A 24,634-nucleotide genomic window follows, 5' to 3' on the forward strand; every position below is an offset into this window, starting at 1 on the left:
GGTCGGCCCAGCGTCGGTCTAACCTTGACCCGTGCTGCTGCTCGCGTTCGACACCGCTACCCCCGCCGTCACCGCCGCCGTCCACGACGGCACCGCCGTCCTGGCCGAGACCCACCAGGTCGACGCCCGGCGCCACGGCGAACTGCTGCTGCCCGCGATCGACCGGGTCCTGCGGGCGGCCGGGGCGGACAAGCACCGGCTGACCGGCATCGCCGTCGGCGTCGGCCCGGGCCCGTACACCGGCCTGCGGGTCGGCCTGGTGACCGCCGCCGCGCTCGGCCACGCCCTCGGGGTGCCGGTGCACGGCGTCTGCACCCTGGACGCGATCGCCTTCCAGGCCCGCGCCGAGGGCCTGACCGGCGAGCCGTTCACGGTGGCCACCGACGCGCGCCGCAAGGAGGTCTACTGGGCCTCCTACGACGCCGAGGGCCGCCGCACCGAGGGCCCCGCCGTGGACCGCCCGGCCGAGCTGACCCCGCAGCCGCGCTCCGTCGGCGCCGGCGCGCTGCTCTACCCCGACGCCTTCCCGGGCGCGCACGGCCCCGAGCACGTGTCGGCCGGCGCCCTGGCCGGCTTCGCCGCCGCCGAGCTGGCCGCCGGGCGCGAACTGCTGCCGAACGTCCCGCTGTACCTGCGCCGCCCGGACGCCCAGGTGCCCGCCGGCTACAAGGCGGTGCTCCCGGCGTGAACCACGGCACCACCCTGCGCCCGATGCGCTGGTGGGACATCGCGCCGGTGATGGAGCTGGAGCAGCGGCTCTTCCCCGAGGACGCCTGGTCCACCGGGATGTTCTGGTCCGAACTGGCCGAGGCCCACGCCGGCGGCACCCGCCACTACACCGTCGCCACCGCCGCCGACGGCACGGTCGTCGGATACGCCGGGCTGATGGCGATCGCCGGCGAGGGCGATGTCCAGACCATCGCCGTCGACGACCGCCACCAGGGCGCCGGCCTCGGCACGGCCCTGCTCACCGACCTGATCCGGGAGTCCGCTCGGCGCGGCTGCGCCGAACTGCTGCTGGAGGTGCGGGTGGACAACCCGCGCGCCCAGCGGCTGTACGAGCGCCACGGCTTCGAACCGGTGGGCATCCGGCGCGGCTACTACCAGCCCGCCAACGTCGACGCGCTGGTGATGCGCCTCGACCACCCCAGCACCGACAGCACCGACCCGAAGGACATTGAGGACACCCCCCATGGCTGACGAACCGCTCGTCCTCGGCATCGAGACCTCCTGCGACGAGACCGGCGTCGGCATCGTGCGCGGCACCACGCTGCTGGCCGACGCGGTCGCCTCCAGCGTCAACGACCACGCCCGCTTCGGCGGCGTCGTCCCGGAGATCGCCAGCCGCGCCCACCTGGAGGCGATGGTCCCGACCATCCAGCGCGCCCTGGACACCGCCGGGATCAAGGCGAGCGACCTGGACGGCATCGCGGTCACCGCCGGCCCCGGCCTGGCCGGCGCGCTGCTGGTCGGCGTCAGCGCCGCGAAGGCGTACGCCTGGGCGCTGGACAAGCCGCTGTACGGGGTCAACCACCTCGCCTCGCACATCTGCGTCGACCAGCTGGAGCACGGCCGGCTGCCCTCGCCGACGATGGCCCTGCTGGTCTCCGGCGGGCACTCCTCGCTGCTGCTCAGCGAGGACATCACCACCGACGTCCGCCCGCTCGGCGCGACCATCGACGACGCGGCCGGCGAGGCCTTCGACAAGGTCGCCCGGGTGCTCGGCCTGGGCTTCCCCGGTGGCCCGGTGGTCGACCGGACGGCCCGCGAGGGCGACCCCAAGGCGATCGCCTTCCCGCGCGGCCTGAGCGGCCGGAACGACCCCGAGTACGACTTCTCCTTCTCCGGGCTGAAGACCGCCGTCGCCCGCTGGGTGGAGGCCAAGCGCCGGGCCGGCGAGGAGGTGCCGATCGCCGACGTGGCGGCGTCCTTCCAGGAGGCCGTCACCGACGTGCTCACCCGCAAGGCCGTCAAGGCGTGCAGGGCCAACGGCGTCGACCACCTGATGATCGGCGGCGGCGTCGCGGCCAACTCCCGGCTGCGCGAGATGGCCCAGCAGCGCTGCGACCGGGCCGGCATCCGGCTGCGGGTGCCCCGGCCGGGCCTGTGCACCGACAACGGTGCGATGGTCGCGGCGCTGGGCGCCGAGATGGTCTGGCGTGACCGCGCGCCGTCCGCCTTCGACCTGTCCGCCGACTCCTCGCTGCCGGTGACCGAGGTCCACGTCCCGGCCGCGGGCATCGCGCACGGGGACGTCCACGGCCAGGCCTACGACGCCCTCGGCGGCGGCGCCGGATGACCGTCGCCGCGATGTGGGAGGCCCGGGCGGCGGACGGCCGCGGGGCCGAACTCGCCGCCTGGGCACGGGGAACGGCGCTGCCCGCGCTCCGCGGCGCGGCCGGGCTGGAACGCCTCGAACTGTTCTCCGCCCCGGGCGGGCGGGTGCTGCTGATCGCCTGGTGGAGCGGCGAACCGCAGCCGGTCGCCGACCCGCCGGCCGAACTGCTCGGCCGCCCGGTGCACCGCTGGTCCTTCACCAGCGAACACGTCGAACAGGCCTGAACGGGAACCACGACCCCGGCCGCTACCGTGAATCAGCTGATAGAAAGCTGAACGGGAACCGGGAGTGCGGTGCGGTGAGCAGGGACGGTCGGAGCAGGACCAGGACGTACGCGGCGGGGGCCCTGGCCCTGCTGGCCTTCGCCACCGCGTGCGGCGACAACGGCGGGGGCGGCGCCGCCCCCGCCACCGGCACGGCGGCGTCGGCCGCGCCCCAGGCGACCGGGGCCGGGGCCGCCCCGACCACCCCGGGCGCCACCCCGGCCGGCGCCGGCGCGGCGGCCTGGGCGAAGTGGAACCTCACCCCGCTCCCGCCCGCCCCGGCACCGCCCGCGGACAAGCCCGTCAAGCTCGAACGGACCGGCCCGGTGCCGGTCTTCAGCGACGTGAAGACGACCGACAAGGTGGTCTTCATCACCATCGACGACGGCGCCGAGAAGGACCCGAAGTTCGTCGAGATGCTGACCGACCTCAAGGTGCCGATCTCGATGTTCCTGACCAAGGACATCGTCAAGAACGACTACGGCTACTTCAAGCCGCTCCAGGCGCTGGGCAACCACATCCAGAACCACACCGTGGACCACCCGGTGATGAGCAAGCTGTCCCCGGACAAGCAGAAGTCCGAGGTCTGCGACGACCAGTCGGCGCTCACCCAGCAGTACGGCACCGCCCCGCTGCTGTTCCGCCCGCCCTTCGGCGACGGCGCCAACACCCCGACGCTCAACACCTCGGTGCAGCAGTGCGGGCCGCGCGCGATCGTGCTGTGGCGGGAGTCGATGCAGATCCACGACATGCAGTACCAGGCGGCGGACAAGAAGCTGAAGCCCGGCGACATCATCCTGGCGCACTTCCGCGGCCCCAAGGAACTCAAGGGCGCCACGATGACCCAGATGTTCGGCGACCTGCTGGCCCGGATCCAGGAGCAGGGCTTCTCGGTGGCCCGGCTGGAGGACTACATCCAGGCCCCCGCCTCCTGACGGCCCCTGGCCCTAGGCCCGGACCGGCTGCCCCAGCATCATCAGCGGGCCGTGGTCGGTGCGGCTGAGGATCACCGTGACGGTGTTCGGCCCGGAGGGCTTGAGCTGGCGGCGCAGCTCCTCCGGGGTGATCGCCATCCCGCGCTTCTTGATCACCACCGTGCCGACCGCGCGCTCGCGCAGCAGCGCCTTCAGCTTCTTGATGTGGAAGGGCAGCACGTCGGTGAGCTCGAAGGCGTGCGCGTACGGGGTGGCGACCAGTTCGTCCGAGGTCACGTAGGCGATCTTCGGGTCGATCAGCCGGCCGCCGACCTGCCCGGCCACCTCGGCCACCAGGTGGGCCCGGATCACCGCGCCGTCCGGCTCGTACAGGTAGCGCCCGACCGGGCCGGCCGACGGGTCGGGCAGGTCGCCGCCGGTCAGGCTGGCGCCCTGCGGGAGCAGGGTGGCGCGGTGCGGGCGGGTGGCCCCGGTGCCGAACCAGAGCACCGCCTCCTTGACGTCGCCGTGGTCGGAGACCCACTCGGCCTCGGCGTCCGCCGGGACGGCCTCGTGCGGGATGCCGGGCGCGACCTTCAGCGCGCCGATCGGGGTCCGCCGGCCGGCCTCGATCGCCCAGGAGAGCGGCGGGGCGTACGCTTCCGGGTCGAACACCCGGCCGCGCGCGGTCCGTCGGGCCGGGTCGGTGAACACCGCGTCGTACCCGGTGACGTCCACCTCGGCGACGTCCGCGCAGCGCACCTCGACCAGCTCGGACAGGCCGAGCGCGGCGGCGTTCGCGGCGGTGGCGGCGCAGGCCGCCGGGTCCTTGTCGACGGCCAGCACCTCGATGCCCGCGCGGGCCAGCGCCAGCACGTCCCCGCCGATGCCGCAGCACAGGTCCGCCAGCCGCCGGACGCCCAGGTCGGCGAACCGCCGGGCCCGCCACTCGGCCACGCTGCGCCGGGTGGACTGCTCGACCCCGTTGGGCGTGAAGTACATCAGGTCGGCGTCCGCCCCGAACTTCGCCCGCGCCCGCTGCCGCAGCCGTGCCTGCCCGAAGGCCGCCGACACCAGCTCCGCCGGGTGCCCCCGCCGCAAGCGGGTGGCCAGCGCCAGCTCCTCCTCGGGGGTGAACTCGCGCAGCTCGGCGAGCAGGGCCTGGCCCTCGGGCGTCAGCAGGGGCTGGAGGTTCTCGGTGTCCACGGTGCCATTCTCGCGGGTCAGGCGCCGGGGAAGCCCGCCACGGCCCAGCCCGGCACCAGGAACGGGGAGACGGCGGCGACGACCGGCAGGACCCGGTAACCGGCGCGCCGGGTGCGGAACGCGACGGACAGCGGCACCCCGAGGCTGACCGCCACGCCGACGAGCACGCCCAGCAGGGCGACCACCTCCACGCCCTTCCCGCCGTCCACGCAGGCGAAGACGATCGCGACGGTCACGAGGTACGCGAGCGCCGGGATCGCCCCGAGGACCGGCAGGAGGACTGCGGACCACAGGACGTCGGCGGTGCGGGCCGGGCCGATGCGAACCGGGGTGTCGGGCATGGCACGAGTGTGTCGACCCCGGTCACGGGCGCACATGAGTACGGGTACTCATCCGTCGTCAGGATCTTCCGGGGCGCGTCGTTGGCACTCTGGTTGACTGAGTGCTAACACGGGCCTATGGTCGTCCTTGGCACTCCCCACCGGGGGAGTGCTAACGCGAAGACGCGTGCCTGACCCCCGCGACGGCAGGCTCGCAGGCTCGCCCTACCCGTTAGAAAACCCCGTAATCTCCGAAGGGGAGCTCGGACGTGACCACCAGCAGCAAGGTTGCCATCAAGCCGCTCGAGGACCGCATCGTGGTCCAGCCGCTCGACGCCGAGACCACCACGGCCTCCGGCCTGGTTATCCCGGACACCGCCAAGGAGAAGCCCCAGGAGGGCGTCGTCCTGGCCGTCGGCCCGGGCCGCTTCGAGGACGGCCAGCGTCTGCCGCTCGACGTCGCCGTCGGTGACATCGTCCTGTACTCGAAGTACGGCGGCACCGAGGTGAAGTACCAGGGCGAGGAGTACCTCGTCCTCTCGGCTCGTGACGTTCTCGCCATCATCGAGAAGTAAACGCAGCATCGAGAAGTAAGTCGTTCCGACCCGCCCCGGATCCGTGTCCCAAGTGACAGGGGCCCGGGGCGTGGTTGTTGGTTCACGTAGTTCGGCGGCCGGTGGGCCGGCCGCAGCCCCGAGGGAATAGGGAACATGGCGAAGATCCTGCAGTTCGACGAGGACGCCCGCCGCTCGCTGGAGCGCGGTGTCAACAAGCTGGCCGACACCGTCAAGGTGACCATCGGCCCCAAGGGCCGCAACGTCGTCATCGACAAGAAGTTCGGCGCCCCGACCATCACCAACGACGGTGTCACCATCGCCCGTGAGGTCGAGCTGGACGACCCGTACGAGAACCTTGGCGCGCAGCTCGTCAAGGAGGTCGCCACCAAGACCAACGACGTCGCGGGTGACGGCACCACCACCGCCACCGTGCTGGCTCAGGCCCTGGTCAACGAGGGTCTGCGCAACGTCGCCGCCGGTGCCGGCCCGGCCGCCCTGAAGAAGGGCATCGACAAGGCCGTCGCCGCCGTCTCCGAGCACCTGCTGTCCGTCGCCCGCGAGATCGAGGGCAAGGACGACGTCGCCGCCGTCGCGTCCCTCTCCGCGCAGGACACCCAGGTCGGCGAGCTGATCGCCGAGGCGATCGACAAGGTCGGCAAGGACGGTGTCATCACCGTCGAGGAGTCGAACACCTTCGGCGTGGAGCTGGACTTCACCGAGGGCATGCAGTTCGACAAGGGCTACCTGTCGCCGTACTTCGTCACCGACGCGGAGCGTCAGGAAGCGGTCCTGGAGGACCCCTACATCCTGATCAACCAGGGCAAGATCTCCTCCATCCAGGAGCTGCTGCCGCTGCTGGAGAAGATCCTGCAGGGCGGTGCCTCCAAGCCGCTGCTGATCATCGCCGAGGACGTCGACGGCGAGGCGCTGTCGACCCTGGTCGTGAACAAGATCCGCGGCACCTTCAACGCCGTCGCCGTCAAGGCCCCGGGCTTCGGCGACCGCCGCAAGGCGATCCTCGGCGACCTGGCCACCCTGACCGGCGGCACGGTCATCTCCGAGGAGGTCGGCCTCAAGCTCGACCAGGTCGGCCTGGACGTGCTGGGCACCGCCCGCCGCGTGACCATCACCAAGGACGAGACCACCGTCGTCGACGGTGCCGGTGACGCCGAGGCCGTGGCCGGCCGCGTCGCCCAGATCAAGGGTGAGATCGCCGCCACCGACTCCGACTGGGACCGCGAGAAGCTGCAGGAGCGCCTGGCCAAGCTGGCCGGCGGCGTCTGCGTCATCAAGGTCGGCGCCGCCACCGAGGTGGAGCTGAAGGAGCGCAAGCACCGCCTGGAGGACGCCATCTCGGCGACCCGCGCCGCGGTCGAGGAGGGCATCGTCGCCGGCGGTGGCGCCTCCCTGGTCCACGCCGCCAAGGTGCTGGAGGACGGCCTGGGCCTGTCGGGCGACGAGGCGACCGGTGTCGCGGTCGTCCGCAAGGCGCTGCACGAGCCGCTGCGCTGGATCGCCCAGAACGCCGGCCTCGAGGGCTACGTCATCACCCACAAGGTCGCCGAGCTGGAGACCGGCCACGGCTACAACGCGGCCACCGGCGAGTACGGCGACCTGCTGAAGGCCGGCGTCATCGACCCGGTCAAGGTCACCCGCTCCGCCCTGGAGAACGCGGCCTCGATCGCCTCCCTGCTGCTCACCACCGAGACCCTCGTGGTGGAGAAGAAGGAGGAGGAGGCCGACAACGGTCACTCCCACGGCGGTCACGGCCACTCGCACTGAGGCCCGAGCCACTGACCGGAGGCCCGGTCCGCACCCCGCGAGGGGTGGCGGGCCGGGCCTCCGGCCGTCGCGGTTGCTGCAACCGTCGACCCTTCAACTATCAGTAGAATTTTGCAGAACGCAAAGATTGCCTTATAACTAAGGCATGATCGAGGCCCGCCATCTGCGCGTCCTGCGTGCCGTCGCCCGCACCGGCTCCTTCTCCGCCGCCGCCCGCGAGCTGGGGTGCACCCAGCCCGCCATCAGCCAGCAGATGAAGGCGCTGGAGAAGTCCGTGGACACCCCGCTGGTGGTCCGCTCGGGCCGCGGGATGCAGCTCAGCGAGGCCGGGCGGGTCCTGCTCAAGCATGCCACCGGGATCCTGGCCGGGCTCTCCGCCGCCGAGGAGGAGGTGGCCGCGATCGCCGGGCTGCGGGCCGGCCGGGTGCGGCTGGTGTCCTTCCCGACCGCGAGTTCCACCCTGGTGCCGCCCGCCGTCGCCCGCCTGCGGGACAGCCATCCGGGGGTGCGCGTGTCGCTGGTCGAGGCGGAGCCGCCGGAGTCGCTGGCGATGCTGCGCGGCGGTGAGTGCGAGATCGCGCTGGCCTTCCGCTACCCGCAGTCCGACGGTGCCGCTTTGCTGCCGGCGCCCGCGCACGGCACGCCGCGGGAGGCGCGGGCCGAGGCGAATCTGGAGGCCCAGCAGCTGACCGCCGGAACGGACTGGTCCGATCTGGTGGTCACGCCGCTGCTGGACGACCCGCTGGTGGGCCTGCTGCCGGCCGCCCACCCGCTGGCCGGGCGGGGCGGGCCGGTGGGGCTGGGCGAGCTGGCGGGGGAGCAGTGGATCGCGGGCTGCCCGCAGTGTCGGGGTCACCTGGTGGAGCTCTGCGCGGGGGCGGGCTTCGAGCCCCGGATCGACTTCGCGACCGACGACTACCCGGCGGTGGTCGGCCTGGTGGCGGCCGGGCTGGGGGTGGCAGTGCTGCCCCGGCTGGCGCTGCAGTCGGTGCGTCCTGACGGCGTGTCGACGGTGCCGGTACGGACGGCCTCGGGGGCGCCGGCGGTGCGCCAGGTGGTCGCGCTGACCCTGGCGGACCTGGCCGAGGTGCCGGCCGTGGCCCTGATGCTGGAGCGGCTGGCGGGGACGGCGGCCGCCCGCTGACGGTGGGTGACGGGGCTCGGCGGCGGGGGACCGGATCGGCCGCGACGGGGCTGTGGCGCCGCGCAGAAACGTTTCTTCACGGCGCGTCGTGGAGGCGGGTCTAGTGCTGCGCGACCGCCGGCGGGGTCAGCGGGACCTCCACCAGCCGGTGCCGCGAGCGCCCCAGCATCTCCTCGCGCTCGTCCTCGGTCATCCCGCCCCAGACCCCGTACGGCTCGCGGACCGCCAGTGCGTGCGCCGCGCACTCGGCGATCACCGGGCAGCGCATGCAGACCTCCTTGGCGCTGGCCTCGCGCGAACTGCGCGCGGCCCCTCGCTCGCCCTCGGGGTGGAAGAAGAGCGAGCTGTCCACGCCACGGCAGGCTGCGGAGAGCTGCCAGTCCCAGAGGTCCGCGTTGGGACCGGGGAGGCGGGAGAAATCTGCCATGGCTCATTCCCTTCAGAGGCTGTCGGCCGTCGGCCGGGCGTTCGGCGGGCTGCTGCCGAGCGGCACGGCGGGGCTTCGATGCACTGGTGTGGACACCTGGAAATATGACTTAAGGCAACTCCATGGACAAGTCACCCACACACTGGCACAACAGTCAATGACCATACGAAAGCTATAAAAACGGGCAAAGTGGGCAAGGGTCCTCGGCGGGCGCGGGCGTGGCAATCGGGTGGCCGACGGGCGCGCGACGCACCGAATCGGTGTGCGGGTCGCACGCCCACCGCGCGCGAGCTGCGGAAAAGTGCGGCGTGTGCACCGCGATGCGGCTGATCGGTAATGGGTTGGCCACGTACAGTGGTGGAGATGGCTCTGAAGGCCGTAACTCATTCGAGTGACGGTCGTTGGAAGTGCGGAGGCGGTTAGCGGGCGCCGGACGTCGGGAACGATCGCGGGCAAGTTGGGGCGATCAGCACGGAGTCTGTCGCCGATCGGCCGTGTCGGAGAGGTTCGTACCAGCCAGGAGGCTCAACGTGACGCGGATCAGCTGCGGAGGACGACGGTCATGACTTCCGTTCTCGTTTGCGACGATTCCCCGCTCGCCCGCGAGGCGCTTCGCCGCGCGGTCGCGACCGTACCCGGTGTGGACCGGGTCACCACCGCGACGAACGGGGAGGAGGTCCTCCGCCGCTGGGTGGCCGACCGCTCCGATCTCGTTCTGATGGACGTCCGGATGCCCGGCCTCGGCGGGGTCGAGACGGTCCGGCGGCTGCTGTCCGCCGACCCGGGCGCGCGGATCATCATGCTCACCGTCGCCGAGGACCTCGACGGCGTCGCGCTCGCGGTGGCCGCGGGTGCCCGCGGGTACCTGCACAAGGACGCCTCCCGCGCCGAACTGCGGGCCACCGTCACCCAGGCCCTCGCCGACCCGACCTGGCGGCTCGCCCCGCGCCGGCTGCGCAGCCCCGACATGGGGGCCGCGCCGACGTTGACGGCGCGTGAGATCCAGGTGCTGGAGGGCATGAGCCACGGCCGCAGCAACGCCGAGATCGGGCGCGAGCTGTTCCTGTCCGAGGACACGGTCAAGACCCACGCCCGACGGCTGTTCAAGAAGCTCGGGGCCTCGGACCGTGCGCACGCGGTGGCGCTGGGCTTCCGCTGGGGCCTGGTCCGCTGACCACCGGCCGCGCCGCCGGGCGCGGCGCGCCGTCGGCGATCCCCGGAGCGGGTGTCGCACAAGCGTGTGACGTTACGGTCCCGAGGTTGCACCATGGAGGAGTGGAGCACCTCGGGGACCAGCGGACAGGCACTGCGGCGAACGACGCAGCCGCAGGACACTCGGCGGACGGCGCGACGGACGGAACCACCGACGGCGGGGCGGGAGGCGGCACGGTGCAGGAGGGGCCGGTGGTGCGCGGAACGCCCCACGGTGCGGCAGCGCATAACGTTCCGGTGCACAACTCCGGACGCGGTGCCGCGTTTTCCCGCTCGACCAGGCACCATGGACCGATGCGCGACGACGTCGCCGGTGCGGCCGGCCAGGCGGACCCGGTGGAGGCCGAGCCCTCCGGTCCGGGCCACGATCCGTCGTACGCCGATTCCGTCGCTCCCGGCGGTTCCGGTGTCGGGGCCGGACCGGGCCGCCCGCCGGTGCTCGGCACGGGCGGCTCCCCACTGATGGGCGAACTCGTCGCGGCCGCGGTGCGCGGCGAGGGCCCGGCGATCGACGCCCTGCTCGCCTACGTCCACCCGCTGGCCCTGCGGTACTGCCGCGCCAAGCTGGTCCGGCTGCCCGGCGGGGCCCGGCACCACGTGGACGACGTCGCCCAGGAGGTCTGCGTCGCGGTGCTCTGCGCGCTGCCGCGGTACAAGGACCAGGGGCGGCCGTTCGAGGCCTTCGTGTACGGCATCGCCGCGCACAAGATCGCCGACCTGCAGCGGGCCGCGATGCGCGGGCCCGGCTCGACCGTCGTCCCGCAGGACGACCTGCCGGAGGTGCCGGACGAGGCGCTCGGACCGGAGGAGCAGGCGCTGCTGAGCAGCGACGCGGCCTGGGCCAAGGAACTGCTCTCCAACCTGCCGGCCCGTCAGCGCGAGCTGGTGCTGCTGCGGGTGGCCGCCGGGCTGTCCGCGGAGGAGACCGGCGAGGTGCTCGGGATGTCGCCCGGCGCGGTCCGGGTGGCCCAGCACCGGGCGCTCAGCCGGCTGCGGGCGCTCGCGGAGGAGTCCTCCTGATCCCGGCCGCTCCGGTCGGCCCCGCCGTCGGCCGGGTTCCGCGGCGCGGCGGAATGTGGCGACCCGGCGGGGTTGTTGTCAAGGGCACACGAGGACACATTCGCGGTGCCAGTACCATGGGGTATCGGCGCCTGGGCGGGTTGCCAAAGTTTCACGGGTGCGCGCTGGGTCCCCTTGGAGGATCCTCCCATTGCACCCGGCTTCGGCGGTCTGCGCGAGTGAGCGATGACTGCGCCCCCACCCTCAGGGCGTGAGCGGATAAGGCCGGCCACGGAAGGTACCCCCCAAATGTCTTACAACGCCGCAGGCGTACCCGAGAAGTTCGCCATGCTCGGGCTCACGTTCGATGACGTCCTGCTGCTGCCCGGGGCCTCCGAGGTGCTGCCGAACTCGGTGGACACCTCCTCGCGGGTCTCCCGGAACGTCCGCGTCAACATCCCGCTGCTCTCCGCGGCCATGGACAAGGTCACCGAGGCGCGGATGGCCATCGCGATGGCGCGCCAGGGCGGCGTCGGCGTGCTGCACCGCAACCTCTCGGTCGAGGACCAGGCCAACCAGGTCGACCTGGTGAAGCGCTCCGAGTCCGGCATGGTCACCGACCCGATCACGGTCGGCCCCGAGACCACGCTGGCCGAGGCCGACGCGCTGTGCGCCAAGTTCCGCATCTCCGGCGTCCCGATCGCCGACGAGGCCGGCAAGCTGCTCGGCATCGTCACCAACCGCGACATGGCCTTCGAGTCGGACCGCAGCCGCCAGGTCCGCGAGATCATGACCCCGATGCCGCTGATCACCGGCAAGGTCGGCATCTCCGGTGTGGACGCGATGGCGCTGCTGCGCCGCCACAAGATCGAGAAGCTGCCGCTGGTCGACGACGAGGGCCGGATCAAGGGCCTGATCACCGTCAAGGACTTCGTCAAGGCCGAGCAGTACCCGAACGCCGCCAAGGACGCCGAGGGCCGTCTGCTGGTCGGCGCCGCCGTCGGTGCCAGCGCCGAGGCGTTCGACCGGGCCCAGGCCCTGGTCGAGGCCGGTGCGGACTTCCTGGTGGTCGACACCTCGCACGGCCACAGCCACAACGCTCTGGCCTGGATCGCGAAGATCAAGTCGGCCGTCGGGGTCGACGTGGTCGGCGGCAACGTCGCCACCCGTGACGGCGCCCAGGCGCTGATCGACGCCGGCGTGGACGGCGTCAAGGTCGGCGTCGGCCCCGGCTCGATCTGCACCACCCGCGTGGTCGCCGGCATCGGCGTCCCGCAGATCACCGCCATCTACGAGGCCGCCCAGGCCTGCCAGGCGGCCGGCGTGCCGGTCATCGGCGACGGCGGCCTGCAGTACTCGGGCGACATCGGCAAGGCGCTGGCCGCCGGTGCCGACACCGTGATGCTCGGCTCGCTGCTGGCCGGCTGCGAGGAGTCCCCGGGCGAGCTGCTGTTCATCAACGGCAAGCAGTTCAAGTCCTACCGCGGCATGGGCTCGCTGGGCGCCATGCAGTCCCGCGGCCAGGGCCGCTCGTACTCCAAGGACCGCTACTTCCAGGCCGAGGTGGCCTCGGACGACAAGCTCGTCCCCGAGGGCATCGAGGGCCAGGTGCAGTACCGCGGCCCGCTGTCCGCCGTGCTGCACCAGCTCATCGGCGGCCTGCGCCAGACCATGGGCTACGTCGGCGCCGCCACCATCGCCGAGATGGAGAGCAAGGGCCGCTTCGTCCGGATCACCTCGGCGGGCCTCAAGGAGAGCCACCCGCACGACATCCAGATGACGGTCGAGGCGCCGAACTACTCCGCCCGCTGACCGGTCCGCCCGGCTCGGACGACCGAGGGGCCCGTCGCTGCACCCGCGGCGGCGGGCCCCTCGCCGTGTTCGACCCCTTCCGCCTGTCCGGCCCTGCCGCGGGTCCGGGGAGCGGGCCGTCGGGGCGGTGCCGCCGGTAGTACGGGATACTGGGGTGCGGCCGGGGTGACCCGGCGGGCACAGCAACAAAGCAGAAGGGCTCGAAGTGACTGAGATCGAGATCGGGCGAGGCAAGCGCGGCCGCAGGGCGTACGCCTTCGACGACATCGCCGTCGTCCCCAGCCGCCGTACCCGGGACCCGAAGGAGGTCTCTATCGCCTGGCAGATCGACGCCTACCGCTTCGAGCTGCCGTTCCTCGCCGCCCCGATGGACAGCGTGGTCTCCCCGCAGCAGGCCATCGCCATCGGCCGCCTCGGCGGCCTGGGCGTGCTGAACCTGGAAGGCCTCTGGACCCGCTACGAGGACCCGCAGCCGCTGCTCGACGAGATCGCCGCGATCACCGACGAGGCCACCGCGACCCGCCGGCTGCAGGAGATCTACGCCGCGCCCATCCGCGCCGAGCTGATCAAGCAGCGCATCCAGGAGGTCCGCGACTCCGGCGTGGTCACCGCCGCCGCGCTCTCGCCGCAGCGCACCGCCGAGTTCTCCAAGGCCGTCGTGGACGCCGGGGTCGACGTCTTCGTCATCCGCGGCACCACTGTGTCGGCCGAGCACGTCTCCAGCGCCGCCGAGCCGCTCAACCTGAAGCAGTTCATCTACGAGCTGGACGTCCCGGTGATCGTCGGCGGCTGCGCCACGTACACCGCGGCCCTGCACCTGATGCGGACCGGCGCGGCCGGCGTGCTGGTCGGCTTCGGCGGCGGCGCCGCCCACACCACCCGCAACGTGCTCGGCATCCAGGTGCCGATGGCCACCGCCGTCGCCGACGTCGCGGCCGCCCGCCGCGACTACATGGACGAGTCCGGCGGCCGCTACGTGCACGTGATCGCGGACGGCGGCGTCGGCTACAGCGGCGACATCCCGAAGGCCGTCGCCTGCGGCGCCGACGCGGTGATGATCGGTGCCGCGCTGGCCCGCGCCACCGACGCCCCGGGCAAGGGCTTCCACTGGGGCATGGAGGCCGTCCACGAGGAGCTGCCGCGCGGCAAGCGGGTGGACCTCGGCACGGTCGGCACCACCGAGGAGATCCTCACCGGTCCGTCGCACACCCCGGACGGCACCATGAACCTGTTCGGTGCGCTGCGCCGCGCGATGGCCACCACCGGCTACACGGAGCTCAAGGAGTTCCAGCGGGTCGAGGTGACGGTCAACCCGGCGCTCGACCACCGCTGAGCCGTGCGCTGACGAAGGCCCCCGCCGGGTACGGCGGGGCCTTCGGGCTGTCCGGGGGAGTCCGGGTGCGGTCGGCGGGGGGTCAGCCGCGGTCGGCGGTCCGGCGGGTGAGGAGGAAGCCGCCGATCAGGGCGATGGCGTAGAACGCCGCGTCGAGCGGGCGGAGGTCGGCGCGCCAGGCGCCCAGGGCGTTGTGGAGGAGGCCGCGGGGGCCGGGACCCCCGGCGTGCACCCGGCGCAGGTGTTCGGTCAGCTGGCCGATCAGGAGCGCGCCCGCCGCGAGCAGGGCGCCGAGCGGCGGGAGGAGCCGGTTCCGGCCACCGAGCAGGCCGAGCGGGAGGGCGACCAGGCCGGCCGGGGCGATGGCCAGCCAGCCGAGGCTGTCGGCGGCGCGCAGCGGGGCGCAGCCGTAGGCGAGGCCGCCGAGAAGCATCGCGAGGACGGCGAGGACGAGGGCCAGGGCGGTGCGCCGGGGGCGGGGGGCGCGCCGGGGCACCGGGACGACGGATTCGACGGTTTCGTAACCGTTCACCGGGGCGCCGGGCATGCCTGGCACCACGTAGCCCTCGGGGGAGGCCGGTGCCGGTGCGACCGAGTAGTGCTGGGCGGTGCGCGGCCGCGCCGATGGGCCGTCAGTGCCCGGTACGGGTGCGGTCATGGGCGTCGAATCCCCCCGGAAAAGACGATGAGCTGCCGAACGGTAGCAGTGATTCGGACGGATCTTGGCGAGTTTTCGATCACAGATCGGGCACGGAGCGCCGCTCCCGTTCCGGTTCGTCCCGGGTCGGGACGGGGGGCGGGTGGTCGCGAGCCCCCGGGACAGGGGATGATGGAGGCTTGGGCGTTCGGGCCCGGCCGGTCCGACACGCCGTCACCACGACCGCCAGCAGCACATGGGGGAACGTTCCGAATGACCCAGGCGCAGGGTTCCACCGGCCGCCTCCTGGCCGGCCGCTACCGCCTGAACGGCGTGCTCGGACGCGGCGGCATGGGCACCGTCTGGCGCGCCGAGGACGAGATGCTGGGCAGGACCGTCGCGGTCAAGGAACTGCGGATGAACGCCAGCGTCGAGGAGGAGGAGAAGCACCGGCTGATCGTCCGGACGCTGCGCGAGGCCAAGGCGACCGCTCGGATCCGGCACAACTCGGCGGTCACCGTCTTCGACGTGGTCGACGAGGACGACCGGCCGTGGATCGTCATGGAGCTGGTCGAGTCCCGCTCGCTGGCCGACGTCATCCGCGAGGACGGGCCGCTCGCGCCCGGCCGGGCCGCCGAGATCGCGCTCGACGTGCTGGGCGTGCTGATCGCCGCGCACGCGCTGGGCATCCTGCACCGGGACGTCAAGCCGTCCAACGTGCTGATCGGCGATGACGGCCGGGTCGTGCTGACCGACTTCGGCATCGCCAGCGTGGAGGGCGACGCCTCGGTCACCTCCACCGGCATGCTGGTCGGCGCGCCCTCGTACATATCCCCGGAGCGGGCCCGCGGGCAGAAGCCGGGGCCGCCGGCCGACCTGTGGTCGCTGGGCGGCACGCTGTACGCGATGGTCGAGGGCCGCCCGCCGTACGACCGGGGCTCGGCGCTGGCCACCCTGACCGCGGTGATGACCGAGGACCTCGTCATGCCGGCGAACGCCGGGGCGCTGAAGCCGGTGATCGAGGGGCTGCTGGAGAAGGACCCGGCCGAGCGGCTGGACGCCTCGCAGACCCGGTCGATGCTCAAGCGGGTGGTCGCGGAGGTCACCGTGAAGGCCGAGTCGACCACCGAGCACGCGATGCCGGTGGAGACGGGGGCCGCCACGCCCGAGCCGTCGTCGAAGCCGCGGCCGACGTCCGAGCCCAAGCCGGTGGCCGAGCCCGAGCCCGAGGCCGTGGCCGAACCGACGCCTACGCCGACGCCGGAGCCCGGGCCGGAGAAGCCCGAGGCCGTCCGGAAGCGGACCGTGGGCGGGCTGCTGGGGACGGTCCGGGTGGGCAGCCGGGCCCGGGACGAGGAGCCGCCCGCGGCGGCCGTGGCGGAGCCCACCGCCGCGGCGACGGAGCCGGTGCCCGACCCGATCCGTCCGGTGACCAGCGAGTGGACGATGGGCGCGACGCAGGCCGCCGGGGCCGACCCGCGCACCGGCCGGCGGCGGCTGGCCATCGCCACCGTGGTCGTGGTGCTGCTGCTGATCGCGGGAGTGGTCGCGGTGCTCCAGGCCGTCGGCGGCGACGCGAAGGGCGCGTCCACCCACGGCGCGGGCGCCACCTCGCCGGTGGCGACGACCGCGGACACCCCGCCGAGCCAGGGCGCGGCGCCGTCCGCGACGGAGCCCGCGCCCGCACCGGCGGAGACCGGGACGCCGGGCGCCGACGCCACCACCCCCGCCGCTCCCGCTCCCGCGCAGCCCGCCGCCACCACGCCGACGGCCCCCGTGCAGACCCCGGCTCCCGTGCAGACCCCCGCCCCCGTGCAGACCCCGGCGCCGTCCGCGCCGGGTGGTGCGGTGCCGGCCGGGTACCACGAGTACAAGGACCCGAGCGGCTTCTCGGTCGTCCTGCCGGACTGGCTGCAGCCGGCCGGGTCCGACTCCAACCGGCGGATCTTCAAGAACCCGGCCGACGGCAGTCAGCTGCGGATCGAGTGGACCACCTCGCCGGGCGACAGCGCCGTCGCCGACTGGCAGCAGTCCGAGCCCAACGTGCGCGGCCAGGTCACCAACTACCAGCGGCTGAACCTGTCGGCGATCACCTACCGGCAGTGGACCAACGCGGCGGACTGGGAGTGGACCAACGGCACGCCCAAGACCCACTCGCTCAACCGCGGCTTCGTGACCGGGACCCCGGCCAAGTACGGCTACTCGATCTACTGGATCGTCCCGGACGCGCAGTGGGCCGCGCAGGCCCCGGTCCGGGACGTCGTCTTCGGCACCTTCCAGCCCGCGCCGTGACCGCGGGGACGGCTTCCGGGCGGCCAACCGCGCGGCCCGGCCGATGAGTTGCGAGCCGTCGCCGGGCGCCGTGGGATGACGGCGCCCGGAACCGGTACCGGCGGCTGCCCGTCCTAGGAGGGACAGCCGGCGGGTGACGCCCCCGCGGACGCGGCCGGGCGGCACCGGGCGACCGGCTCCTCGCCGTCGATGACGGCCCCTCGACGGTGCGGACGGCCTCCGCCCGGGCGGTCCGGTCGTCGTTCCCCGCCACCCGGAAGGCGGTGTCGACCGGTCAGGTCCGGTCCACCGGGCCGGGTGCGAAGGAGACGCTCAGTAGGCTGCTCGGTGAGCGAGAGGAACTGACATGCGAGGTGGCCCCGGGCAACTGCTGGCGGGACGGTACCGGCTGACGGACCGTCCCGAACCCTTCCGCGCCCACGCGGTGGACGAGCGGACCGGTGAATCGGTACTGCTGCGCGCCCTGGAACTGCCCGCGCTGCTGACCGCCGGTCAGGACCCGGAGGACGCGGTGCCCGCGCAGGCGGACCGGCTGGTGCGGCGGGTGGCGGCGGTCGGCTCGGCCGCGCCGGCCAAGCACCCGCGGCTGCTGCGCGGGGTCGGGGCCTTCGTCGAGGGCGAGCTGCTGTGGACGGCGGAGGAGCGCCCGGCCGGGCTGACGGCGGCCGAACTGCTGGTCGACGGGCCGGTGCAGCCCTACCGGGCGGCCGAGTTGGCGGCGGACCTGGCCGGCGCGCTGCGGGCGCTGCACGAGGCCGGCCTCACCCACGGCAATCTGACCGCCGATTCGGTACTGGTCTGCGAGGACGGCGCGGCGATGCTCGGCGGGCTGCTCGCCGGGGTGGCGCAGGAGGGGCTGGCCGAGGAGCTCGGCGGGCCGGGCGGGCGGCGCCGGTACGACGTACGGGCCACCCTGGTCGGCCCGGTGGCGGAGCGCTGGCCGCTCGACGGCGGCCCGGCGGGCGACTGCTGGGCGCTCGGGGTGCTGCTGCACCGGCTGGTCACCGGCCGCTCGCCGTACCCCGAGGGCGGTGTGCCGGAGCTGGTGACGGCCGTGCGGGACGGGCGGCGCGAGCACTCGGCGGCCTGCGGGCCGCTCGGGCCGCTGGTGGAGCGGTTGCTGCAGCCCGACCCGGTGCTGCGGCCGACCGCGGAGGCGGTGTGGCGGGAGCTGGCGGAGCTGCTGGCGGGCGCGCCGGAGCCGGTGGACGAGGAGCGGGTGGCGCGGGCGGTGACGCTGAAGCCGCAGGCGCCGTTGGTGGTGCGGCCGCGCCGGGGCGCCCGACGGGGCGCAGGATCCGGGAATTCCGGGAGTGCCGCGGCGGGCAACGGCCCCGATCAGGGGGCCGGCGGTGGCGGGAAACCGCCACGGATAGCCCCCGCCCTCCTGGGACCGCTGCTGGTGGGGGGAGTCCTTGTCCTGCTGGCGCTGGGAATTGCCGCCGTGGTGCTGTTCGCAGGCTGACGGCCCGGACGGACCGGGTGTCGCCGCTCCGGGAGGCGGGCGTGATTACCCGGGGCGGCACGGTGCGCCTAATGTGTGCGTGGGATTTGTTCGAACAGTGGTCTGCACCAGGCCCTCCGTCGCGGTGACGGCAGGCGGAATGTGTGGGGGAGCGGTCGCAGATGGGTGTGCAGGACGGGCCGGAAGCGGCCGAGGCGGAGCGGTTGCTGGCCGGGCGTTACGAGCTCGGCGAGCGGCTCGGCCGTGGCGGCATGGGCACCGTCTGGCGGGCCTGGGACCGGATGCTCGACCGCGAGGTCGCGGTCAAGGAGCTGACCGTCAACCACCTCCCCGAGGAGGACCTGCAGATCCTGCACGCCCGGATGAAGCGCGAGGCCAGCGCGGCCGCGCGGATCAAGCACCCCGGCGTGATCACCGTGCACGACGTGCTGGAGCAGGACGGCCGGCCGTGGATCGTGATGGAACTGGTCGACGGCCGCTCGCTGGCCGACGTGATCAGCCAGGACGGCACCCTGCAGCCGCGCGCCGCGGCCGAGGTCGGCAGTCAGGTGCTCGCCGCGCTGCACCGCGGCCACCAGCTGGGCGTGCTGCACCGGGACGTGAAACCCGCCAACGTGCTGCTGGAGCGCGGCACCGGGCGGGTGGTGCTGCTGGACTTCGGCATCGCGAAGTACGAGGGCTCCACCGAGCTGACCCGGCCGGGTGACCTGGTGGGCTCGCCGGACTACCTGGCACCGGAGCGCGCCCAGGGCGAGCGCCCCGGACCGGCCTCCGACCTGTGGGGCCTCGGGGCGACGCTGTACGCGGCGGTCGAGGGCCAGTCGCCGTTCCGCCGGGACTCGCCGATCAGCACGCTGGCCGCGGTCGTCGACGAGCCGCTGCCGGAGTCGCGCCGGGCCGGGCCGCTCGGTCCGGTGCTGGCCGCGCTGATGGCCAAGGACCCGGACGAGCGCCCGACCGCGGACGAGGTGGCCAGGATGCTGGCCGAGGTCCAGGCCGGGCACACCATGGGCTTCAAGGGCGTCGCGCCGCTGCGGGCGCCCACCCAGTCGGTACCGGTGGTGGACCGCAGTGAGCACCCGGCGGAGACCGCGGAGGCCCCGGACGGAGGTGCCGAGGGCGCCGAAGGGCCGACCGAGCAGCACGCGCCCGCCGGCACGCCCACGGCCACGCCCGCCGTTCACGAGACCTCGGGCGGCGGGGCGGACACCGCGCGGGCGCACACCGGGCCGGTCACGCCGGTGGCGCACGCCGTCACGCCCGCGCGTGGCCCGGCCAAGCGCCGCAACACCGCCAGGATCGTCGCCGTCGCGGTGGCGGTCGGCCTGCTGGCGGCCGCCGGCACCTTCCTCGTCACCCGGCACGTGGTGGGCGGCGGCTCCGAGGAACCGACGCCGACCGCGCCGGTCGAGTCCACCGGGCCGGAGCCCACCACCGGCGCCAGCCCCTCGGCGGCGGCGCCCAACGGCTACCGCTGGGTCGACGACCCGGCCGGCTTCCGCTTCCCACTGCCCTCGGGCACCCCGGCCTGGCAGCGCAGCACCACCTCCGACAACCAGATCTACTACAGCCCCGACAACAAGACGCACTACCTGCAGTTCGCCGTCACCGCCGGACAGTCGGTGAAGCCGCTGGAGCACATGCGGCAGATGGAGGGCTCCGTCTCCAAGTCGCTGAAGGACTACAAGCAGCACAAGATGACCAGCGTCGCGGTCAACGGCCACGAGGCGGCCGTCTGGGAGTTCAGCTACGCCGCCCAGGGCGGCGGCCGGCGCCGGGCGGTCGAGGCCGAGTTCATCGACGACGACGGCACCAGCTACGCGATCTACTCCTCCAGCCCGGAGCGGGGCAACGAGTGGACCGAGGCCGAACAGCGCTTCAACGCGGTGCTCCGCGACTTCACGCCGACCCGCTGAGCCGGGGCCGGCCGCGGGGAGGCTCCGGCGGCCGGGACGCCCGCTTTCGCCCGACTGTGGCAGATTCTTGTTACCCACGGGTACCGGACCGGCCGCCGAAGGCCTAGGCTGCGCCGTATGTCGGACCTCACAGCAGATGCAGTGGCCACCGAACACCCCGGCGCCGGCAACCCGGCGGCCCCCGGCGGGGCCCGGACCGTCGCGGCGGCCGTCCCGCCGTCCCTGGTCGACCGGCTGGCCGTCGGCGTCACCGCCACCGGCGAGCCCGACCTGGTGGAGACCGTCGCCCCGTTGACCGGCGAGCGGCTGGCCTGCCTGCCGCAGTCCACCCCGGCCGACGTCGAGGTCGCCTTCCAGCTGGCCCGCCGCGCCCAGACGGCCTGGGCCGCGCTGCCGGTGCGCCGACGCGCCGCCGTCCTGCTGCGCTTCCACGACCTGCTGCTCAAGCGGCAGGACGAGGTGCTCGACCTCATCCAGGCGGAGACCGGCAAGGCCCGGCTGCACGCCTTCGAGGAGGTGCTGGCCGTCGCCATGGCCGCCCGGCACTACGGGCGGACCGCCCACACGTACCTCAAGGACAAGCGGCGCGGCGGCGCGCTGCCGGTGCTCACCCACGCGGTCGAGGCCCGCCGCCCCAAGGGCGTGATCGGCCACATCTCGCCCTGGAACTACCCGCTGGAGCTGTCCGTCGGCGACGCCCTGCCCGCCTTCGCGGCCGGCAACGCGGTGGTCAACAAGCCCGACACCCAGACCGCGCTGACCGCCCTGTGGGCCCGCGAGCTGCTCGTCGAGGCCGGGCTGCCGGCCGACCTGTGGCAGGTCGTGATCGGTGACGGGCCGGTGATCGGCCCCGCCGTGGTGGAGCACGCCGACTACGTCTCGTTCACCGGCTCCACCCGTACCGGCCGCGACGTCGCCCAGCGCGCCGCCGCCCGGCTCGTCGGCGCCTCGCTCGAACTCGGCGGCAAGAACGCCATGCTGGTGCTCTCCGACGCCGACCTCGACGCCGCCGCCGCGGGTGCCGTCCGGGCCTGCTTCTCCTCCGCCGGGCAGCTGTGCATCTCGATCGAGCGGCTGCTGGTGCACCGCTCGGTGGCCGACGGGTTCCTGGAGCGCTTCGCCGCCCGCACCCGGGCGCTGCGCCTCGGCGGCGGCCTCGCGTACGGCGCGGACATGGGCTCGCTGGTCTCCGTCCGCCAGCTGGAGACCACCACCCGGCACGTGGAGGAAGCGGTCAAGGCGGGCGCCACCGTGGTGGCGGGCGGGCACGCCCGGCCGGACCTCGGCCCGTTCTTCTTCGAGCCGACCATCCTCGACGACGTCACCCCGGAGATGGCGGTCTGCTCCGAGGAGACCTTCGGCCCGGTCGTCTCCGTCTACCGCTTCGACACCGAGGAGGAGGCGGTGGCCGCCGCCAACTCCACGCCGTACGGCCTGAACTCCAGCGTCTGGACCAAGGACCTGCGGCGCGGCCGGACGGTCGCGGCCCGGCTGCGCACCGGAACGGTCAACGTCAACGAGGCCTACGCGGCCGCGTACGGCTCGGTCGCCTCCCCGATGGGCGGCATGGGCGACTCCGGGCTGGGCCGCCGGCACGGCGCCGAGGGCATCCTGCGCTTCACCGAGGCGCAGACCATCGCGACCCAGCGGCTGATGCCGATCGCGCCCTCGTTCGGCCTGGACGACAAGCAGTTCGCCGCCGTGATGACCGGCGGGCTGCGCGCGCTCAAGGCGCTGCGCTTCAGGTAGGCCCGAGCGGCACGCGGGCCCCGCCGTCGTGCGGGGCCCGACCCGCGTTTCCCACAGGCATGTTCATCCCGGCGAAGGAGCGGTGGCAGATGGTGGAGTCCGGCGGTGCGGCGGAGTTCGACTACGACGTGGTCGTGGTCGGGTCCGGCTTCGGCGGATCGGTCGCGGCACTGCGGCTGACCGAGAAGGGCTACCGCGTCGCGGTCCTGGAGGCCGGGCGGCGCTTCGACCGGGACGAACTGCCCAAGAACTCCTGGGACCTGCAGAACTACCTGTGGGCACCGCAGCTCGGTCTGTACGGCATCCAGCGGATCCACCTGCTGGCCAACGTGCTGATCCTGGCCGGCGCCGGGGTCGGCGGCGGGTCGCTGAACTACGCCAACACCCTGTACGTGCCGCCGAAGGCCTTCTTCGAGGACCGCCAGTGGCGCCACATCACCGACTGGCAGGAGGAGCTGGCGCCGTTCTACGACCAGGCGCAGCGGATGCTCGGGGTCCGGCTGAACCCGACCGTCACCCCCTCCGACGTCCACCTCAAGGCGGCCGCCGAGCAGATGGGAGTCGCCGACACCTTCCACATGGCGCCGGTCGGGGTGTTCTTCGGCGACGGCGAGGACGCCGGGGGCACCTCCGGGGCGGGGTCCGGCGGAGGGGCGGTGAAGGCGGCGCCCGGTGAGGAGGTCGCCGACCCGTACTTCGGCGGCGCCGGCCCGGCCCGCAAGGCCTGCGTGGAGTGCGGCGAGTGCATGACCGGCTGCCGGCACGGCGCCAAGAACATGCTCACCGAGAACTACCTGTACCTGGCGGAGCGGGGCGGTGCGGAGATCCACCCGCTCACCACGGTGGCCCGGATCCGGGAGATCGGCGGGGCCGACGGGAGCCGCGGCTACGCCGTGGACGTGCGCCGCACCGACTCGCGCTCGAAGACGGACCGGGTGAAGGCGGGCGCGCGGACCGTCACCGCCGCCCGGGTGGTCGTCGCGGCCGGCACCTACGGCACCCAGTCGCTGCTGCACCGGATGCGCGCCGCCGGGCACCTGCCCCGGATCTCCACCCGGCTCGGCGAGCTGACCCGCACCAACTCCGAGGCCCTGGTGGGCGCGCAGACCACCGACCGGCGCTACGGCGCCAAGGCGGACTTCACCAAGGGCGTCGCGATCACCTCCTCGATCCACCCGGACGCCAACACCCACATCGAGCCGGTCCGCTACGGCAAGGGCTCCAACGCGATGGGCGCGCTGTCGATCGCCCAGGTCAAGGGCGGCGGACGGGGCCCGCGCTGGCTGCGCTACCTGGGCAACTCGGTCCTTCACCCGGTGACCTTCGCCCGCTCGATGGACCAGCGCGGCTGGTCCGAGAAGACGATCATCGGTCTGGTGATGCAGTCGCTGGACAACTCGATCACCGTCTCGCTGAAGAAGGGCCCGCTCGGCAAGGACCGGCTCACCTCCAGCCAGGGCCACGGCGCCCCCAACCCGACCTGGATCCCGGCCGCCGAACGCGGCGCCCAAGCGCTGGCCGCCGAGATCAACGGCTTCGCGGGCAGCACCGTCGGCGAGATCTTCGACATCCCGATGACCGCGCACTTCCTCGGCGGCTGCCCGATCGGCGACGCTCCCGAGACCGGCGTGGTCGACCCGTACCACCGGCTGTACGGCTACCCCGGGATCAGCGTGGTGGACGGCGCGGCCGTCTCCGCCAACCTCGGCGTCAACCCCTCGCTCACCATCACCGCGCAGGCCGAGCGCGCCATGTCGATGTGGCCGAACAAGGGCGAGGCCGACCGGCGCCCGGCGCAGGACGAGGCGTACCGGCGGGTCACCCCGGTGGCGCCGCTGCGGCCGGCCGTGCCGGAGCGCGCGTTCGGCGCGCTGCGGCTGCCGCTGCTGCCCGTCCCGGAGGTCCCGAAGAAGCAGGGCTGAAGCCCCTGCGAAGGGCCAATTCGGGTGCCGGCGTTCCCGGTTGACATCCGTTCGGGTCCGATGGGATAAACGGGCTCCTTGGGGCAGCCCAGGGACTCGTCGAGCGGGGGGAACCGGTCCATGGCCAACTGCGCATCGTGCGGCGCGACTTCGGTGGAGGGGGCGTCGGCCTGCGGCTCGTGCGGGCGGCCGGTCGCGCCCCCGCCGCCGCCCGCAGCCCCGCCCGCAGCCCTGCCGGCCGCACCTCCGCCGGTGCCGCCCGCCGTGCCCCCGGCCGTACCCCCGCCGCGTGGTGCGCCCGGTTCGTCCGGTGCGCCCGGGAGCCCGCCGGGGTTCGCGGCGACGC

General features: G+C 73.6%; 21 protein-coding genes. 17 read left to right on the forward strand and 4 right to left on the reverse strand.

Annotated elements, in window-relative coordinates; translation table 11 throughout:
- The first annotated feature begins 31 nt into the window (after window positions 1–31).
- The 5 genes from tsaB (at window position 32) to AB0D10_RS12460 (ending at window position 3,536) form a co-directional block, all read left to right on the forward strand.
- A complete protein-coding gene (gene tsaB, locus AB0D10_RS12440) occupies window positions 32–688 on the forward strand; it encodes a tRNA (adenosine(37)-N6)-threonylcarbamoyltransferase complex dimerization subunit type 1 TsaB (protein WP_360254698.1) in 657 nt (218 codons plus the stop codon).
- Window positions 689–711: 23 nt separating this feature from the next.
- Window positions 712–1,200: a ribosomal protein S18-alanine N-acetyltransferase gene (gene rimI, locus AB0D10_RS12445; RefSeq protein ID WP_360254837.1), complete on the forward strand. Its 489-nt coding sequence runs from the start codon at window positions 712–714 to the stop codon at window positions 1,198–1,200.
- The gene (tsaD, locus tag AB0D10_RS12450) at window positions 1,193–2,299 is read left to right on the forward strand and encodes a tRNA (adenosine(37)-N6)-threonylcarbamoyltransferase complex transferase subunit TsaD (protein ID WP_360254700.1); all 1,107 of its coding nucleotides are present in this window, start codon (window positions 1,193–1,195) and stop codon (window positions 2,297–2,299) included. The genes rimI and tsaD overlap by 8 nt, the downstream gene beginning before the upstream one ends.
- Window positions 2,296–2,562 (forward strand): hypothetical protein, encoded by a 267-nt coding sequence (locus AB0D10_RS12455; protein WP_360254702.1) that lies wholly within the window; start codon window positions 2,296–2,298, stop codon window positions 2,560–2,562. Before tsaD ends, AB0D10_RS12455 begins: the two co-directional genes overlap by 4 nt.
- 74 nt (window positions 2,563–2,636) lie before the next feature.
- The gene (locus tag AB0D10_RS12460; RefSeq protein ID WP_360254704.1) at window positions 2,637–3,536 is read left to right on the forward strand and encodes a polysaccharide deacetylase family protein; all 900 of its coding nucleotides are present in this window, start codon (window positions 2,637–2,639) and stop codon (window positions 3,534–3,536) included.
- Window positions 3,537–3,548: 12 nt separating this feature from the next.
- Here the strand turns inward: AB0D10_RS12460 and AB0D10_RS12465 are convergent, their stop codons facing one another.
- Together AB0D10_RS12465 and AB0D10_RS12470 are read right to left on the reverse strand one after the other, a co-directional pair.
- Window positions 3,549–4,721 carry a class I SAM-dependent methyltransferase gene (locus AB0D10_RS12465; RefSeq protein WP_360254706.1) on the reverse strand — a complete coding sequence of 391 codons (1,173 nt, stop codon included), beginning with the start codon at window positions 4,719–4,721 and terminating at the stop codon, window positions 3,549–3,551.
- A gap of 17 nt (window positions 4,722–4,738) precedes the next feature.
- The gene (locus tag AB0D10_RS12470; RefSeq protein ID WP_360254708.1) at window positions 4,739–5,062 is read right to left on the reverse strand and encodes a hypothetical protein; all 324 of its coding nucleotides are present in this window, start codon (window positions 5,060–5,062) and stop codon (window positions 4,739–4,741) included.
- 248 nt (window positions 5,063–5,310) lie between these two features.
- Here AB0D10_RS12470 and groES point away from each other — a divergent pair, with 248 nt between their 5' ends.
- The 3 genes from groES to AB0D10_RS12485 all read left to right on the forward strand — a co-directional run bounded on the left by groES (window position 5,311) and on the right by AB0D10_RS12485 (window position 8,524).
- A complete protein-coding gene (groES, locus tag AB0D10_RS12475) occupies window positions 5,311–5,616 on the forward strand; it encodes a co-chaperone GroES (protein ID WP_014136232.1) in 306 nt (101 codons plus the stop codon).
- Window positions 5,617–5,751: 135 nt separating this feature from the next.
- Complete coding sequence (gene groL, locus AB0D10_RS12480; protein ID WP_360209031.1) at window positions 5,752–7,380, forward strand: chaperonin GroEL; 1,629 nt, start codon at window positions 5,752–5,754, stop codon at window positions 7,378–7,380.
- Window positions 7,381–7,525: 145 nt separating this feature from the next.
- Window positions 7,526–8,524, forward strand: a complete 999-nt coding sequence (locus tag AB0D10_RS12485; RefSeq protein ID WP_360254710.1) for a LysR family transcriptional regulator — start codon at window positions 7,526–7,528, stop codon at window positions 8,522–8,524.
- Window positions 8,525–8,624: 100 nt separating this feature from the next.
- On the opposite strand, the gene AB0D10_RS12490 is transcribed toward AB0D10_RS12485, so the two are convergent.
- Window positions 8,625–8,951, reverse strand: a complete 327-nt coding sequence (locus tag AB0D10_RS12490) for a WhiB family transcriptional regulator (protein ID WP_030055868.1) — start codon at window positions 8,949–8,951, stop codon at window positions 8,625–8,627.
- 562 nt (window positions 8,952–9,513) lie between these two features.
- On the opposite strand from AB0D10_RS12490, the gene AB0D10_RS12495 reads away from it, so the two are divergent.
- The 4 genes from AB0D10_RS12495 (at window position 9,514) to AB0D10_RS12510 (ending at window position 14,307) form a co-directional block, all read left to right on the forward strand.
- Window positions 9,514–10,125, forward strand: a complete 612-nt coding sequence (locus tag AB0D10_RS12495; RefSeq protein WP_014136228.1) for a response regulator transcription factor — start codon at window positions 9,514–9,516, stop codon at window positions 10,123–10,125.
- A 500-nt stretch (window positions 10,126–10,625) separates the two neighbouring features.
- On the forward strand, window positions 10,626–11,183 hold the full coding sequence (gene shbA, locus AB0D10_RS12500) for an RNA polymerase sigma factor ShbA (RefSeq protein ID WP_196948785.1): 558 nt from the start codon (window positions 10,626–10,628) through the stop codon (window positions 11,181–11,183).
- Between the two features lie 288 nt (window positions 11,184–11,471).
- The gene (gene guaB, locus AB0D10_RS12505; protein WP_360254713.1) at window positions 11,472–12,974 is read left to right on the forward strand and encodes an IMP dehydrogenase; all 1,503 of its coding nucleotides are present in this window, start codon (window positions 11,472–11,474) and stop codon (window positions 12,972–12,974) included.
- A 205-nt stretch (window positions 12,975–13,179) separates the two neighbouring features.
- Window positions 13,180–14,307 carry a GuaB3 family IMP dehydrogenase-related protein gene (locus AB0D10_RS12510; RefSeq protein WP_360254715.1) on the forward strand — a complete coding sequence of 376 codons (1,128 nt, stop codon included), beginning with the start codon at window positions 13,180–13,182 and terminating at the stop codon, window positions 14,305–14,307.
- A gap of 82 nt (window positions 14,308–14,389) precedes the next feature.
- On the opposite strand, the gene AB0D10_RS12515 is transcribed toward AB0D10_RS12510, so the two are convergent.
- Window positions 14,390–14,965, reverse strand: coding sequence for a hypothetical protein (locus AB0D10_RS12515; protein ID WP_360254717.1), 576 nt, complete (start codon window positions 14,963–14,965; stop codon window positions 14,390–14,392).
- A gap of 252 nt (window positions 14,966–15,217) precedes the next feature.
- Between AB0D10_RS12515 and AB0D10_RS12520 the strand changes: the two genes are divergently transcribed.
- From AB0D10_RS12520 to AB0D10_RS12540, 5 genes are all read left to right on the forward strand, one after another.
- Window positions 15,218–17,236, forward strand: a complete 2,019-nt coding sequence (locus AB0D10_RS12520; RefSeq protein WP_360254719.1) for a protein kinase — start codon at window positions 15,218–15,220, stop codon at window positions 17,234–17,236.
- Window positions 17,237–17,582: 346 nt separating this feature from the next.
- On the forward strand, window positions 17,583–18,701 hold the full coding sequence (locus AB0D10_RS12525) for a protein kinase (RefSeq protein ID WP_360254721.1): 1,119 nt from the start codon (window positions 17,583–17,585) through the stop codon (window positions 18,699–18,701).
- A gap of 161 nt (window positions 18,702–18,862) precedes the next feature.
- Window positions 18,863–20,617, forward strand: coding sequence for a protein kinase (locus AB0D10_RS12530; protein ID WP_360254723.1), 1,755 nt, complete (start codon window positions 18,863–18,865; stop codon window positions 20,615–20,617).
- Window positions 20,618–20,734: 117 nt separating this feature from the next.
- Window positions 20,735–22,366 (forward strand): succinic semialdehyde dehydrogenase, encoded by a 1,632-nt coding sequence (locus AB0D10_RS12535; protein WP_360254725.1) that lies wholly within the window; start codon window positions 20,735–20,737, stop codon window positions 22,364–22,366.
- Between the two features lie 59 nt (window positions 22,367–22,425).
- A complete protein-coding gene (locus tag AB0D10_RS12540; RefSeq protein ID WP_360254727.1) occupies window positions 22,426–24,288 on the forward strand; it encodes a GMC family oxidoreductase in 1,863 nt (620 codons plus the stop codon).
- The last annotated feature ends 346 nt before the right edge of the window (window positions 24,289–24,634 follow it).

The organism is Kitasatospora sp. NPDC048545, from assembly GCF_040651155.1.
Lineage (GTDB): Bacteria > Actinomycetota > Actinomycetes > Streptomycetales > Streptomycetaceae > Kitasatospora.

Coding starts and splice junctions, on each gene's coding strand:
- rimI (WP_360254837.1), top strand. CDS start 712: ATGCGCTGGTGGGACATCGCGCCGGTGATGGAGCTGGAGCAGCGGCTC.
- tsaD (WP_360254700.1), top strand. CDS start 1,193: ATGGCTGACGAACCGCTCGTCCTCGGCATCGAGACCTCCTGCGACGAG.
- AB0D10_RS12455 (WP_360254702.1), top strand. CDS start 2,296: ATGACCGTCGCCGCGATGTGGGAGGCCCGGGCGGCGGACGGCCGCGGG.
- AB0D10_RS12470 (WP_360254708.1), bottom strand. CDS start 5,062: ATGCCCGACACCCCGGTTCGCATCGGCCCGGCCCGCACCGCCGACGTC.
- groL (WP_360209031.1), top strand. CDS start 5,752: ATGGCGAAGATCCTGCAGTTCGACGAGGACGCCCGCCGCTCGCTGGAG.
- AB0D10_RS12485 (WP_360254710.1), top strand. CDS start 7,526: ATGATCGAGGCCCGCCATCTGCGCGTCCTGCGTGCCGTCGCCCGCACC.
- AB0D10_RS12490 (WP_030055868.1), bottom strand. CDS start 8,951: ATGGCAGATTTCTCCCGCCTCCCCGGTCCCAACGCGGACCTCTGGGAC.
- AB0D10_RS12495 (WP_014136228.1), top strand. CDS start 9,514: ATGACTTCCGTTCTCGTTTGCGACGATTCCCCGCTCGCCCGCGAGGCG.
- shbA (WP_196948785.1), top strand. CDS start 10,626: ATGGGCGAACTCGTCGCGGCCGCGGTGCGCGGCGAGGGCCCGGCGATC.
- guaB (WP_360254713.1), top strand. CDS start 11,472: ATGTCTTACAACGCCGCAGGCGTACCCGAGAAGTTCGCCATGCTCGGG.
- AB0D10_RS12515 (WP_360254717.1), bottom strand. CDS start 14,965: ATGACCGCACCCGTACCGGGCACTGACGGCCCATCGGCGCGGCCGCGC.
- AB0D10_RS12520 (WP_360254719.1), top strand. CDS start 15,218: ATGACCCAGGCGCAGGGTTCCACCGGCCGCCTCCTGGCCGGCCGCTAC.
- AB0D10_RS12525 (WP_360254721.1), top strand. CDS start 17,583: ATGCGAGGTGGCCCCGGGCAACTGCTGGCGGGACGGTACCGGCTGACG.
- AB0D10_RS12530 (WP_360254723.1), top strand. CDS start 18,863: ATGGGTGTGCAGGACGGGCCGGAAGCGGCCGAGGCGGAGCGGTTGCTG.
- AB0D10_RS12535 (WP_360254725.1), top strand. CDS start 20,735: ATGTCGGACCTCACAGCAGATGCAGTGGCCACCGAACACCCCGGCGCC.
- AB0D10_RS12540 (WP_360254727.1), top strand. CDS start 22,426: ATGTTCATCCCGGCGAAGGAGCGGTGGCAGATGGTGGAGTCCGGCGGT.